This is a genomic window from Campylobacter sp. US50a, from assembly GCF_004379015.1.
In the GTDB taxonomy this organism is placed as follows: domain Bacteria; phylum Campylobacterota; class Campylobacteria; order Campylobacterales; family Campylobacteraceae; genus Campylobacter_D; species Campylobacter_D jejuni.
Genome location: NZ_RYYJ01000006.1, coordinates 102,174 through 114,483 on the forward strand (window position 1 = coordinate 102,174; position 12,310 = coordinate 114,483).

The following is a 12,310-nucleotide window of genomic DNA, read 5'->3' on the forward strand; positions in this document are numbered from 1 at the left end:
AGCAATGTTTAGTGTGCATTTTAGCGGAAGCAAGGCTTTGATTTTACGTTTTGAGCAAGAAATTTCACCTCAAATCAATGCTTATGTTTTAAGCACGGAACAAAGGATACAAAAAGCCCTAAAAGAAGGTGAAATTTATGGGATTGATGAGTTAGTAAGTGCTTATGCAAGCTTGCTTATATATTTTAATCCTTGTATACTTTCTTTAAATTCTTTGCTTGATTTTTTAGAAAAAATTAAAAAGGATATTAAACTTACGGAGCAAAACTCAAGTCTTTGTATAGAAGTTCCACTTTGTTATGATGAAGAATTTGGACTGGATTTAGAATTTGTGTGCAAACACAATCAAATTTCAAAAGAAGAGCTTGTATCTCTTCACACTAAGCCTTATTATCTTGTTTTTATGCTAGGTTTTATGGCAGGTTTTCCTTATCTTGGAGGTTTGAACGAAAGGCTTTTTACCCCACGCCTTTCAAGCCCTAGAGCAAAAATAGAAGCTGGAAGTGTAGGCATAGCTGATAAGCAAACAGGAGTTTATCCTATATCAAGCCCAGGGGGTTGGCAAATCATTGCTAGAACACCTTTGGAACTTTTTGATAAAGAAGATGAAAAAAATCCCACTCTTTTAAAAGCGGGTATGTTTTTAAAATTTAAAGCCATTTCAAAAGATGAATTTTTCGATATCCAAGAGCAAGTTGCTAAAAAAGTCTATCAAAAGGAAATTTATGAGTATAAAAATCATTGAAGCATCTATAAATTCAAGTTTGCAAGACTTTGGTAGAAAAAAATTTGCTAAATTTGGCATAGCAAGAAGTGGAGCTATGGATGAAGATGCTTTAAGAATAGCAAATATCTTACTTGGAAACAAACAAAATGAAGCAGGAATTGAGCTTTGTTTAAAAGGTGGAAAATACGAATTTTTAGATGAGAATTATTTTGTTTTAAGTGGAGCTGAATTTGAGGCAAAGCTTAATAAGGAAAAAATCAAAACTTACAAGGTATATAAAGCAAATAAAGGCGATATTTTAGAACTCGGTTTAGCAAAAATAGGTTTTCGTGGATATTTATGTATAGCAGGTGGTTTTGAAGTAAAAAGTTTTTTAAACTCTAAATCCAGCGATGCTAAAATGGGAGTTGGAATTTTTAAAGGAAGGGTTTTACAAAAAGATGATATTTTAAAAACTAATGATACTTTTATACCTTTTAATTTAGAAGCTAGAGAATGTGAAAATCCTATTTTTAAAAGCTCTAAAGAGCCTATTATACGCGTTATTTTAGGAACAAATGAAGATGCTTTTACTCAAAAAGGCATAGATACTTTTTTAAATACTAGCTATAAAGTAGGTTTAAAAAGCGATAGAATGGCAATTTATGCAGAATCTAGCGAAAGTATAGAGCATAAAAACTCAGCAGATATCATCTCAGATCCTGCGGTTTTTGGAAGCATACAAGTGCCAAAAAGTGGTATTCCTATCATTTTAATGGCAGGAAGACAAAGCACAGGAGGTTATACAAAAATAGCCACGGTTATAGAAAATGATCTAAGCTTACTCGCACAAGCTAAGTTAGGCTCTAGCTTTAAATTTCAAAGCATTAGTATGCAAGAAGCTTTAGAGCTTTATAAACAAAGAGAAATGAAATTTAAAGCTATGGATCAAAAAATCAATCTTGATTTTGAAAATTTGATTTAAGCTTTTTTACCATAAATATTGATAAAATATATAGCACCTATAGCCAAGGCACAACCTAACAAGGTAAGTGCATTTGGCACCTCATCTAGTATAAAATAACTACAAATTAAAGCACTAGCAGGAGTGATTAAAACAAAAGAATTTGCCTTAACACTCCCTAAAATGTGAATCCCATAATAATAAATACTAGTACCTATAATAGTTGATAAAAAAGCCACGACAAACATACTGATCCAAAATTTAAATTCAAAATGAAAAATTTCATAACTTTTTACATCAAACAATACCCAAGAAAACATTAAAACAGAAATGAGATTAATATAAAAGTTAATCGCCAAAGGGTGAGCTCCTTTGGCTTTATGATTAAACACTGCTATCAAAGCCCAAATAAAAGAACAAGTTAAAAACAAAATATTAAATTTACCAAATAAATCTTCTAAACTCCCTAAATTTAACAAACAAAATCCAGATAATAAACCTAAAAATAAGCCTAGAATTTCACTCTTTGTGATCTTGTGAGTTGATTTTTTATCTTTTTGAAATAATATTGCTATCATAAATATCAAATAAGAAAAAATAGGAATCATAGTTGTAACCAAAACACCGCCTTTTCCAGCTAAACCATGCTTAATGGCAATAAAAAATACAAAAGTATAAAGCCCATTTAAAATTCCTGCTATCAGCACACATTTTAAAATAGATTTTTCAAGCCTTAAAGGAATTCTTAAAAAGCCTAATACCATCAAAGAACCTAGCAAAACAAAGAAAAAACGCCAAAAAGTAATCACAGAAGTATCAGCATAAGCTGATAAAATCTTAGAAGTAGGCCAAGATGAGCCCCATAAAAACATAGCTAAAACAAGCAAGATATACAAATACTTTGTTCGAGTCAATGTTACACCTTGAAATTTTTAAGTCAAATTTTTTAAAAAATTTTTTTCAAGTGTAGTTCATACTCGTTTAGATATTTTTCCACTTGAGGATTTTTTACCACATCATTACACATAAAAGTTGGTAAAGCTTTCATACCTATAAATTCATGAGCCTTATGCAAATGCCAATACACCATATCTACACCCTTTCCTTCAAAAAATTCATTTTTATCATTAAAGGCTTCAAGAGGTGCATTCCAAGTGAGAGAAAACATGTATTTTTTACCATGATCTAAACCACCTTTTCCGTAGTTTTTACTAGGATTTTCATGAGTTCTTCCATCATTTTTAAAAAGCACTCCAGCACCCAAACCAAACACTTCATCGATATATTTTTTAACTATCCAAGGCTCGCCCATCCACCAAGCTGGCATTTGATAGATCACAGCATCAGCTTTTATAAATTTTTGTATCTCTTCTTTAGGATCATATCCTTGATCTATGTGAGTTTGATCTACTTCGTATCCTAATGTTTTTAAAATTTCTAAAGCATGATTATGCAATGTTAAATTAAGCTGTCCTTTTGAACTTCCAAATTCTTTAGCACCATTAAGCAAGAGTATATTTTTCATTTTTATCCTTTTTTAAATTTTATGATACAATTATAACTTAGCATAATATCATTTTCAATACAGAAAATAAAGTAAGATACTATACTAAAGGAATGTTAAATGACTAAAGAGAATTCTCAGTGCAATTTCGAAGAATGTGGATTTAACTATACTCTAGCATTAATTAATGGAAAATATAAAATGAGTATTTTATACTGCTTATTTCGCTATGAAATCGTGCGTTATAATGAACTCAAACGCTTTTTAAGCTCCATATCTTTTAAAACTTTAACCAATACCTTAAGAGAACTAGAAAACGATGGTTTAATTATCAGAAAAGAATACGCTCAAATTCCACCCAAGGTAGAATATAGCTTATCCAAACGCGGACAAAGTTTAATTCCTATCTTACAAGCTATGTGCAAATGGGGCGAGAAAGACAAAAAGGAAAAAAATGCTTGAATTAATTGGCGAACTTTCTTTACAAAATTATATGGGAGAATGGCTTGAAATGGCTAGAAAACCTGCTTTTTTTCAAAAATCTTGCCTAAATTCAAAGGCAAAATACGAGCTTAAATATAAAAATGGCATTCCTTATGTAGAAATTGAAAATTTTTGCAGTAAAGAAAATGAAATTTCAAGCATAAAAGGTAAGGCAAAAATCGTTTCAAATAGACAATTAGCAGTGAGATTTAATATCTTTATGAACCTTTTTAATAGAGTAAATTATGAAATCATTTTTATTGATAGCGAGTATAAAGTTGCCATTGTGGGTAGTCCTGATAAAAAATATCTTTGGATTTTAGCAAGAAATATAATAGATGAAAAAAGCACAAAAGAGCTTTTAGACATCGCTAAGCAAAGAGGATTTGACATTAGCGATGTAGTTTTTGATAAGTATTAAATTATTCTTTTGTCATATCAATAACATAGCGAAATTTAGCCTTTCCTGAGGTTAGATTTTCATAAGCTTTATCGATTTCTTGTGGGGTAATAAGCTCGGTTTCTGGATAAATTCCATGTTTTAAAGAAAAATCAAGCATTTCTTGAGTTTCAGTAATACCGCCAATTAACGAACCATAAACCTTCTTACCTGCCTTATGTACAAGCTCGTTTATGCCTATATTTACCTTATCTTCCACAGGAGGTAAGCCAACTATAGCCATTTCGCCACCAAATTTAAGTAAATCCAAATAAATTGCAGGATTATAAGGCGTTGGAATAGTTGAGATGATTAAATCAAAGCGTTCTTTTACGGCGTTTTTATCGCAGCTTGTGTAAAATGAGCTTACACCCATAGCCAAAGCATCGGCTTTTTTGTTTTCATTTCTAGCAAAAACGCTAACCTTTGCACCCATTTTAACAGCGTATTTTACAGCCATCATACCAAGTCCGCCAAATCCTGCTATAGCAACGCTTGAACCTTCTTTTATCTTAGAAAATCTTAAAGGCGAGTAAGTGGTAATGCCCGCACAAAGCAAAGGTGCAACCTTATCCATCGGTGCATTTTTTGGCACACAAATGGCAAATTTTTCACTTACAACTATGTTGTTTGAGTAGCCCCCATAAGTGTTTTCATTGCCATGAAATACATCGCAACTATTGTAAGTAAAGATGGTTTTGCCATTTTCGCAAAACTGCTCTTGTGAGCGTTTGCAAGCATCGCATTCACCGCATGAATTTACCATGCAACCAACCCCTGCGTAATCTCCTACTTTAAATTTACTCACATTTTTACCCACAGCGATAACTTCTCCTGCTATTTCATGCCCAGGTACACAAGGATAAGTAGCTTCTCCCCACTCGCTTCTTGCGGTGTGAATATCGCTATGACAAATGCCTGCATATAGGATTTTAATCAAAATATCATTATCGCCAATAGCGTGGCGGCTAAATTCAAAGGGTGTAAATTTCGCATCCTTGCTAAGCATTGCATAACCTTTACTTGCGATGCGATTGTTTTCTAAAATTTTGTATTGCATTTTTGCTCCTTTTTTGATTTTTTATAATTATAAAACATTAGAGTAGCTATAAGTCAAGAGAGAAAATAATTTTTTAAAAATTAGAAAAATACTTGATGTGTTAAAATTTTTTGATTTTTTAACGTATTTTTTTATAATGATAAAAATCTTTAGAAATTTTAAAATATAAAAGAATTTATGAAAATTTAATATTTTTAAAATATATCAAAATGGATAAAAATCATTATTATATAAATATAAAACTTTTAAGATTTTTAAAAAAAGGAATTTTTAGATGCAAAGCGAAAAAAGAATTTTAGAAAAAATTAAAAATATTGCTTTTATTTATAAACAAATTCGTCTTATAACACTTGAAGGTTCAAGAGTAAATAAGAAAGCTAAAAAGGATAAATATCAAGATTATGATATTTCATTTTTTCTAAAATCTAAAAATTTGAGAAAATTATTAAACCTAAACAAAAGCAAAGATATCAAAAAAGCAAAATTACCTAAATTTATTAAAAATTTTGGAAAAATTTTATTTTATCAAGCGCCTGAAAGCTTTGAATTCTATAAAGCTGATTTGCCTAAAAATTGGGTGAGTTTTTTGGTAATTTTTAAAAATGGAGTGAGAATAGACTTTAAATTTATCCCCTTAAAATCATTGAAACATTATTATAAATTTGAACCTTTAAGCAAAGCGCTTATAGATAAAGATCAAAGATTTAAGAAAACTCAAAATGAGAATGCTTTTTGCATTAAGAAACCAACAGAAAAAGATTTTGATGAAATATGCAATGAGTTTTATTTTACTTTTACAAAATTAGAAAAAGCTCTTTTAAGAAAACAATTTATAATGTCAAATTATTTGTTAAATTCTATGCGTGAAACACTTTTTGATATGCTTAGTTTTAAAGTCGGACTTAAATTTGGTTTTGAAATTTGGCTAGGTAAACAAAATACTGATATTCTAAACTTTTTAAAGCAAAAAGAAATAAAAATTATCTTAAATTCTTTTAATACTACTTCACTTGAACAAATTAAAAAAACAAGAAAAAAGCTTGAAAATTTATTTCACAAAAACACCAAATTTGTAGCAAAAAAGAATGACTTTAAGCTTTTTTCTTATCGAAAAAATGTAAAAAAATATTGCAAAATTTTAAGAAAATTGTAAAGTTATTTTATTCTTCTTTAATAAAAACTACTTTTATTTCGCATTTTTATAGTCTTTAAGTTTTTTTAAACTGATATATTTAAAAATAAGTGCAATTTATACTAAAGTAAAATATTTTAACTTATACTTTGCACTTTAACTTTCCTTTTTTATCAAAAATCTTTATCTAAAACATATTTTTTATCTATTAGAAATGACTTTTTTAGTTTCTTATTTTCTTCTTTTTTGCTTTGTATATAATATACATCTTTTGCATCTGAAAGAATATATAAATCTTTTACTTTTAAACCTTCTTCATTTTCAATAAAGCTGATGTTATTATCTAATAATTTATTTTTTACAATTTTATTTTTACTTAGTGTCATTTCTTCTGCCTTAAAATTGCCTATTTTCAAATAAGAAGTAATATTTTCATTTAAAAATATAATAGATAAAAATAAGATAACAGTATTAATAAAAGCAAAAAAATTAAAACTTTTAAAGTCTTTAAAACACAATTGAAGACTAAAAAATATAAAGATAATGAAACAACCAAAACCAAGATAACGATAGTTAATTTCTTGAGATTTAATGATGATAAAAACACTAATAATAGCAATAGCTATATATATTACAAATATTAACATTGTTTGTGTTGCAAAAATTTCAAAGTTATTTGATGAAATTCTATATTTTTTTCCAAAAAAATATAATGCACCATTTGCAACTATAAATACAATAACAATAGATATTAATAATAATATATTAGGTTTCTGTAATGTGATAAAAGTGATAATGGATGAAGTGATATAAATTATAAAAGGGATTCTTTTTGGTATTTTAAAATATTGTTTATATAGTTCTCTTGAAAAAGAAAATATTCCCGTGTAGAAAAAACTAAAAATTCCTCCAAATAAAACTCCTGTAATTGCCAAAGCAGTTGCCTTTTGGCTATCCAAAAAAGGAATGGTTTTTGTTTGCAAAAAATGTAGAATGAGTATAAAAATAATTATGGAAAATCCAGCCAAAATTGCAACTTGAAATAAATCTTTTGAAGTTTGCAAAATTGATTTTGAAAGTTTAATAAAATCTTTTTTATCTTTTCTTATTTCATAACGTTCCTCATATTTTTTAAATTCAACTTTAGAGTTAAACTCAAGCTCTTTTAACTCTGGCTTGGAAATATTTATCATATATAAATCAAAATAAAAATAAATTTCATCTTCTAAATCATCAAATTCTTGGGGATTATTTTTAAATTTTTCATATTCTAAATTTTCAAAAAATAAAATTTCTTTTTTTATCAATTTTTCTAATTTTATATTTATTTCTTTTATATTTTTACAATTTGTAATTTCATAATTGCTTCTTTCCTTTTCAAGTTTTTTTATCAATTCTTGACATTCTTGTAATCTTTTTTCTTTTATATTTAATAAAGTTTTAAATTCCATTTTTTAATCCTTTCATTCAATAAAAATGCAACATAAATTTTTAACATAAAAAATTATAAAGTCAAGCTATCTAACACAGCAATTGCATTTAAAGCCCTTGGATAGCCAATATATGGAATAAGAGCTGCAATGATATTTAGCAAATCTTTTCTACTTTGCCCCATGTTAAGATTGCCTTGTATGTGAGCTTTTACTTGATTGTCTAGCCCACCAAGTGAGATAAGATATACAAGGGTTAAAAGCTCCCTAGTTTTTAGATCAAGTCCTGTGCGTGTATAGTAGTCTCCAAAACAATTCGCACTCAAAAAATCATTTATAAAAGCTTTATCTTCTGGGGTAGATTCTATCATTTTAGTGATATTGGCTTCACCAAAAATAGCATTTTGTATTTCCCTGCCTTTTATTTTGCGATTTTCTTGCGTAGTGGTGTCTTGTGAAGTCAAAGATAAGGCAATATTTAGTTTTTTAAATGCTTTATTACAAAGACTTAAAAAATCACATACTCTAGCAAAACCCACATAAGGCGTAGCTTGATAAATCACTTCTTTGATGACAATAGGACTTATATCATTCTTGATTGCACCTTGAAGTAAAGCTTTAAACTCTATTTTTCCACCTACTGCTAAAGTAGAAGCAAGGGTGATTAAAAAATATTTTTGTGTATCCAAATTTGCTTTTACAAAACTCTCGTCAAAAGTAAAATTTATGTGATTGATAAAATACTCTTTATCACTTGCAAAAAATTGATCCTTTTTTGCTCCTCCTAAGAGTTTTTCAAAAATTTCTCTTGCTTTTTGTCTTAATTGCATGGTTTTATCCTTTGTGGTTTTTAAAATTTGCGAAAAAAGAGCATTTAAAATACTCCAAAAAACATAAAAGTTTTTATAAAATTTTTGCGTTTTATTTACAAATTTCTTTACTCTCTTGCTTCTTTTAAGGCATTTTCATATTCTTCATCACTTACAAGCTCAAGCCATTCTACATTTTTACCTTCTTTCTCGCCTGTAAGTGCTATGTGTGCTCCACTACTTGTATTAGTCGCACCATGAAAATGCTTTACTCCTATAGGACAGCTTATCACATCGCCTTTTTTGGCTATAAAGGCTTTTTGACCTGGAACTTTTGTGATGATTTCACCCTCTGTTACGATTAAGGTTTGTCCTTGAGGATGAGTATGCCATACACTTCTAGCACTGGCTTCAAATTCAACCAAAGCTCCACTAAAATTTCTCCACTGATTTGATTTAAACATCATAGAAACTTTTACATTTTTGCTAAAAAATTTACTATCGCCTTTAAAACTTCCATGAATTCCTTTACTTTCAAGTTCTTGCATTTACACTCCTTTAACAAAACTACATAAAACCATTACAATAAGAAATAAACCAAACTTTTTATTTCCCAACTCTAAGAGCTGCTTCACCGGCATACCGATCCCCTTTGATTATTATTTTTTCTAAAATACTCTTTAAATGATTTAATTCTTCTTGAGTAAAATCAATATTAACAGCATTAATATTTTCTTCTAACCTTCGTAAATTTGTTGTTCCAAAAATAGGCACAATAAATGTTTTTTGCACCAAAACCCAAGCAAGAGCAATTTGTGCTAAAGTAGCATTTTTAGCTTTTGCTATATCTTCTAATGCATAAACTAAATCCAAATTAGCTTTTAAATTCTCGCTTTTAAAACGTGGAACTTGTGATCTAAAGTCATTATTTTCAAAAGTAGAATTTGCATCAAATTTACCTGCTAAAAATCCTTTTCCTAAAGGAGAAAAAGGAACAAAACCTATATTTAATTCTTCCAAAACTTTTAAAAGTTCTTTTTCTGGTTCTCTCCACCATAAAGAATACTCACTTTGAACCGCACTAAGCGGAAATACTGCGTGAGCTTTTTTAATACTTTGCACCCCTGCTTCACTCATACCCCAAGCCTTAATTTTTCCTTCTTTGTAAAACCCGCTCATTAAATTAGCAACTTCTTCAACTGGAACATTTGTATCAACCCTGTGTTGATAATAAAGATCTATACAATCTGTTTGCAAACGCTTCAAACTACCTTCTAAACTTTGTCTGATTTTACTAAGTGTGCTATCAACAATTTGCTTAGCACCCTCAATCCTAACGCCAAATTTTGTCGCTAATATCACTTCATTTCTAAAAGGTTTTATTGCTTTGCCTACTAATTCTTCATTAATAAAAGGACCATAAACTTCGGCTGTATCAAAAAAATCAATACCAAGATCCTTTGCCTTATGAATGAGTGTTATCATCTCTTTTTCATCTTTAGCTTCTCCATAACCAAAGCTCATACCCATACAACCAAGTCCTAAGACGCTCACTTCCAAATTTCTTAATTTTCTTTTTTGCATTTGTTTTTCCTTTTTTATTTTTTATTAAAAACTAATAGTTCTTAACTATTAAAAACATTTTTCTATACATGTTAATTAAAAGTATAAAACCTAACATCTGGTGTAAGTCAAGAATAAAATTAAATATTTTTAAATTTTTACTCGTTTTTTTCGTTTAATATAATCTTTACTTAAAGGATTTAGCTCATCTTTATTTTCCATAACCATTTTTTCATAATAATCTATTTTAAAATCAAGTTTTTTTATAATATTCTCCAATTTTTTCATATCCTTTAGTGTTTTTTCTTTTAATTTTAAAATAATCTCTAATCTCTCTTTTGCCGTATCTTTACCCTTAGCACATAAAAAAATATATCTTTTAAGATCCTCGATACTCATGCCAATTTGTCTATAACAATCCACCCAAATCACCCATTCTAAATCTTTTTCACTAAAATAACGCACTCCATTTTTATCTTTTTCCACAAAGGGAAATAAACCTTTATCTAGCCAAAACCTAAGTGTTCTACTAGAAACTCCTGTTTTTCTTTCTACCTCTATGATCGTATAAGCCATTCTAATCCTTTATAAATATAAATTTCATACAATTCAATTTTTAACTAAATATTTTATTATTTTATACTAAATGCTACTTTTTGATATGGTTCTCAATTAATATAATTAAATTTTTAAATTTTCAAGATAAAAATCAAAAAATATTTTATATTTTTTGATAGAATAATACTAGATTTAATTCTAAATTAAAAATAAATACAAAAAAAGGAAAAGAATGAATAGTATAAAAATCAAACTTTCACTTATTGCAAATTTAATTGCAATTTTTGCCTTAATTATTTTAGGTATTGTGAGCTTCTACTTTACAAAACAGTCTTTATATGAAAGTACACTCATTAATCAATCAAACTTGCTTCGAGTTGCACAATCAACGGTTAAAGATTTTAGAACCGAAAATTTATCAACTCTTAATAATTTAGTGCAAGATATTCAAAGTTTACCTATGTCTTCATTAGAAACGCAAGAAGAAATTTTTAATAATGTTGCACCTATACTAAAAAATTATCGCCATAGCTCAGATGCATTAGCTGTTTATATTGGACTAAATAATGGAAATAGTATAGTCAGCCAAAAAGAAAGTGACGATAAGAAAGTAAATGCAATAATTAATGGCAAAGCTAATAATTATGATGCAAGAGAAAGAAAATGGTATCAAGAAGCCTTAAAAACGAATCAGATCTATATTAATCCTGTATACTTAGATCCTGTGAGTAATAAACATGTGCTCACTTATTCTAAAGCTCTTTATAAAGATGGTAAATTTATAGGGGTAGTAGCTGTAGATATACTATCAGAAAATTTACAAGAGGCATTTGCAGCAACTCCTGGAAATACATTTTTATTTGATGGAGAAAATAAAATATTTGCAGCAACCAATAAAGAATTATTAAATCCATCCATTGATCATTCTCCTGTTTTAAATGCATATAAAGCTAACGGAGATTATAATTTTTTCACCTATGGATTAGAAGGACAAGAAAGACTTGGAACTTGTGCCAAAATTTTTACTTATACAGCTTGTATTACCGAAAGCGCTGATATTATAAATGGACCTATTCATAAAGTCGCATTTATTCAAGCTATTGTTGTCATTATTGTGGTTATTATTAGCGTCATTCTCCTTTATTTCATCGTATCAAAATACCTCTCTCCACTTGCAGCTATCCAAACAGGTTTAACTTCATTCTTTGACTTCATCAATCATAAAACAAAAAATGTTTCTACTATAGAGGTAAAAAGCAATGATGAATTTGGACAAATCTCAAGTGCTATCAACGAAAACATCCTTGCTACTAAAAAAGGTTTAGAACAAGACAATCAAGCCGTTAAAGAATCAGTTCAAACCGTATCAGTTGTAGAAGGTGGTAATCTAACAGCAAGAATTACCGCTAATCCAAGAAACCCACAACTGATTGAACTTAAAAATGTTCTAAATAAACTTCTTGATGTTTTACAAGCTAGAGTAGGTTCTGATATGAATGTTATTCATAAAATATTTGAAGAATACAAAAGCTTAGATTTTAGAAATAAAATCTCTAATGCTTCAGGAAGTGTTGAATTAACTACTAATGCTTTAGGTGATGAAATAGTTAAAATGCTAAAACAAAGTTCAGACTTTGCTAATGCTTTAGCTAATGAAAGTGG

Annotated in this window: 14 protein-coding genes; 6 read left to right on the plus strand and 8 right to left on the minus strand. The window is 28.6% G+C overall.

Annotated features, from left to right (window positions below):
* Window positions 1-4: 4 nt before the first annotated feature.
* Entirely contained in the window at window positions 5-745 is a 741-nt protein-coding gene (gene pxpB, locus ELQ11_RS05465) for a 5-oxoprolinase subunit PxpB (RefSeq protein WP_126217935.1), read from the plus strand.
* Window positions 726-1,691, plus strand: a complete 966-nt coding sequence (locus ELQ11_RS05470; protein ID WP_072223697.1) for a biotin-dependent carboxyltransferase family protein — start codon at window positions 726-728, stop codon at window positions 1,689-1,691. Before pxpB ends, ELQ11_RS05470 begins: the two co-directional genes overlap by 20 nt.
* Here ELQ11_RS05470 and ELQ11_RS05475 read toward each other — a convergent pair.
* On the minus strand, window positions 1,688-2,584 hold the full coding sequence (locus tag ELQ11_RS05475; protein ID WP_052950173.1) for a DMT family transporter: 897 nt from the start codon (window positions 2,582-2,584) through the stop codon (window positions 1,688-1,690). The genes ELQ11_RS05470 and ELQ11_RS05475 overlap by 4 nt on opposite strands.
* 32 nt (window positions 2,585-2,616) lie before the next feature.
* Complete coding sequence (locus ELQ11_RS05480; protein WP_002867872.1) at window positions 2,617-3,195, minus strand: NAD(P)H-dependent oxidoreductase; 579 nt, start codon at window positions 3,193-3,195, stop codon at window positions 2,617-2,619.
* Window positions 3,196-3,294: 99 nt separating this feature from the next.
* Here ELQ11_RS05480 and ELQ11_RS05485 point away from each other — a divergent pair, with 99 nt between their 5' ends.
* Window positions 3,295-3,636: a helix-turn-helix domain-containing protein gene (locus tag ELQ11_RS05485; RefSeq protein WP_002867086.1), complete on the plus strand. Its 342-nt coding sequence runs from the start codon at window positions 3,295-3,297 to the stop codon at window positions 3,634-3,636.
* Window positions 3,629-4,078 carry a lipocalin family protein gene (locus ELQ11_RS05490; protein ID WP_052950172.1) on the plus strand — a complete coding sequence of 150 codons (450 nt, stop codon included), beginning with the start codon at window positions 3,629-3,631 and terminating at the stop codon, window positions 4,076-4,078. The genes ELQ11_RS05485 and ELQ11_RS05490 overlap by 8 nt, the downstream gene beginning before the upstream one ends.
* Before the next feature lies 1 nt (window position 4,079).
* Here ELQ11_RS05490 and ELQ11_RS05495 read toward each other — a convergent pair whose 3' ends face one another.
* On the minus strand, window positions 4,080-5,156 hold the full coding sequence (locus ELQ11_RS05495) for an NAD(P)-dependent alcohol dehydrogenase (protein WP_126264466.1): 1,077 nt from the start codon (window positions 5,154-5,156) through the stop codon (window positions 4,080-4,082).
* Between the two features lie 274 nt (window positions 5,157-5,430).
* Between ELQ11_RS05495 and ELQ11_RS05500 the strand changes: the two genes are divergently transcribed.
* Window positions 5,431-6,309, plus strand: a complete 879-nt coding sequence (locus tag ELQ11_RS05500) for an aminoglycoside 6-adenylyltransferase (RefSeq protein ID WP_134225183.1) — start codon at window positions 5,431-5,433, stop codon at window positions 6,307-6,309.
* A gap of 152 nt (window positions 6,310-6,461) precedes the next feature.
* Here the strand turns inward: ELQ11_RS05500 and ELQ11_RS05505 are convergent, their stop codons facing one another.
* The 5 genes from ELQ11_RS05505 to ELQ11_RS05525 form a co-directional block, all read right to left on the minus strand.
* On the minus strand, window positions 6,462-7,739 hold the full coding sequence (locus tag ELQ11_RS05505; RefSeq protein ID WP_134225184.1) for a hypothetical protein: 1,278 nt from the start codon (window positions 7,737-7,739) through the stop codon (window positions 6,462-6,464).
* Window positions 7,740-7,792: 53 nt separating this feature from the next.
* The gene (locus ELQ11_RS05510) at window positions 7,793-8,548 is read right to left on the minus strand and encodes a carboxymuconolactone decarboxylase family protein (protein ID WP_126211367.1); all 756 of its coding nucleotides are present in this window, start codon (window positions 8,546-8,548) and stop codon (window positions 7,793-7,795) included.
* A gap of 107 nt (window positions 8,549-8,655) precedes the next feature.
* Window positions 8,656-9,075 carry a cupin domain-containing protein gene (locus ELQ11_RS05515; protein WP_134225185.1) on the minus strand — a complete coding sequence of 140 codons (420 nt, stop codon included), beginning with the start codon at window positions 9,073-9,075 and terminating at the stop codon, window positions 8,656-8,658.
* Between the two features lie 58 nt (window positions 9,076-9,133).
* A complete protein-coding gene (locus tag ELQ11_RS05520; protein WP_134225186.1) occupies window positions 9,134-10,111 on the minus strand; it encodes an aldo/keto reductase in 978 nt (325 codons plus the stop codon).
* A gap of 129 nt (window positions 10,112-10,240) precedes the next feature.
* Window positions 10,241-10,666, minus strand: coding sequence for a MerR family transcriptional regulator (locus tag ELQ11_RS05525; RefSeq protein ID WP_052858453.1), 426 nt, complete (start codon window positions 10,664-10,666; stop codon window positions 10,241-10,243).
* A gap of 214 nt (window positions 10,667-10,880) precedes the next feature.
* On the opposite strand from ELQ11_RS05525, the gene ELQ11_RS05530 reads away from it, so the two are divergent.
* Window positions 10,881-12,310: methyl-accepting chemotaxis protein (locus tag ELQ11_RS05530; protein ID WP_134225187.1), on the plus strand; the 1,430-nt coding region annotated here is incomplete at its 3' end.